Annotated in this window: 2 protein-coding genes; both read right to left on the bottom strand. The window is 38.0% G+C overall.

Features of this window, described 5'->3' with window-relative positions; all coding sequences use genetic code 11:
• Positions 1 to 41 precede the first annotated feature (41 nt).
• The gene (lsrB, locus tag AC1DTM_RS24880; RefSeq protein ID WP_477001134.1) at positions 42 to 1,085 is read right to left on the bottom strand and encodes an autoinducer 2 ABC transporter substrate-binding protein LsrB; all 1,044 of its coding nucleotides are present in this window, start codon (positions 1,083 to 1,085) and stop codon (positions 42 to 44) included.
• Positions 1,082 to 1,837: ABC transporter permease (locus tag AC1DTM_RS24885; RefSeq protein WP_477001135.1), on the bottom strand; the 756-nt coding region annotated here is incomplete at its 5' end. The genes lsrB and AC1DTM_RS24885, both read right to left, overlap by 4 nt.

Here is a 1,837-nt window from a genome sequence, read left to right on the forward strand (position 1 = left end):
TAATAAAAACGTCCGATATATTCGGACGTTTTTATTTTCTACTAGAAATTATACTTATCGATATTATCTTTCGTAAATACAACTCGTTCAGGTAATACGATAATACCATTTCCTTCTGCCTCATAGTCATACCCTTGAATAGAGTTCGGCTCTACTTTCACTTTTCCGATTCCTTTTACTTCAAAGCTATCCCCGACTTTTAACTTCTTCCCTTTTACAACAATTTCGTTTGCAACATAAGTTGCTAGTGCACCTTGTTGTTTTACATCCCATAATCCAAATTGTTGTACTGTTCCTCGTTTCACATAATCACGCATAACGTTCGGTGTCGAAAACCCCGTTACGACTACTTTCTTATCCATTTTCAAATTCTCAGCTGCTTGTGCCATTGCTGGTAGTGCTGTTGCATCTGGACATATTACTATGTTAATATCTGGATACGTTTTTAAARTACTCTCTCCAACTGATAAAGATTTTTGCGCATTATTTTCACCGTATTGCGTCGTTACAATTTCCCAATTCGGATATTTCTCTTTAATAATCTCTTTCGCCTTCGTTACCCACTGATTTTGATCTGTTACAGTCGGGCTTGAATAAAAGAATGCTACTTTTCCTTTATCTCCAATTTGCTTAGAAGTCATTTCAATTAATAAGTTTGCAAGTTGGTCTGGTGTACCTTGGCTAATATAAAACGAACGGTCTTTCGGATTCACATCAGAATCCCACGTTAATACTGTCATCCCTTTTTTCTTTGCACGTTGTAATGATTGCGAGAGACCATCAACTGACGTAGATGAAACCATAATTGCATCATAGTTTTGGTTAATAAAATTGTTTATATATTTTACTTGCCCTGATACACTTGCCTCAGACGGTCCATCGTACTTCACTTGTACACCTAACTTATCTCCCATCTCTTTTGCACCTTCACCACCTGATGTGAAGAAGCCAACTCCCGTTAATTYCGGAATGAACGCAAATTTTACATCATCTGCTTTTTTCTTATCCGCAGTTTGGCTAGAACAAGCAATTAAACCGATTAAACAAATACACATAATAATAACAATCCCCAGTTTTCTCTTCATGACATTTCCCCCTTATGCAAATTCCTTCTTTTCCCCGTAGTGAATCGTTGTAATTTGAAATGTCTCATAATAACAGAAACAATAAGGATAATACCTATTACTACATTAGATTGTTCATTCGTTAAGCCCGTCATTTGCAAACCGTACTGCATGAGTCCTATAAAAACACTCGCTAGTACTGTCCCAATAATACTCCCTTTTCCGCCTGTAATTAGTGTGCCGCCTAATACAACTGCCGTAATAACTGGCAAAATGGTTTCACTTCCAATATCAGCACGAGCAGAACCGAAATACGCTGTTAAGAAAGCTCCTCCTAATCCACCTCCTAACCCAGAAAGTACGTAAGCAGTAATCACTACTTTCTTCGTTCGAATTCCGGAATATTTCGCCGTACTTTCATTTGCGCCAGTTAATTTTGCGTGGCGACCGTATGTTGTACGGTGAAACAATATCGTAAATACTATCGTTAAAATGACAAGGAGCCATAATAAATTAGGTATACCGATAAAACTACCATTTGCCAGTTGCACATACGAATCTGGTAAACCACTTATTCCTTCATAGCCCGCTGCACCCGAACCACCTGAAATAACAAGGGCAATTCCTGCATATAAAAACATCGTTCCAAGTGTAACGACAAGAGGTTCTACATCTGTCATTTTTATAATAAGTCCATTTAATCCGCCCGCTATGCAACTTATTACGAGCGCAATGATAACGGCTAACAGTATAGGCATGCCATTCATCCAAAG

The sequence above is a fragment of the Bacillus sp. P4_D3 genome (assembly GCF_056401855.1).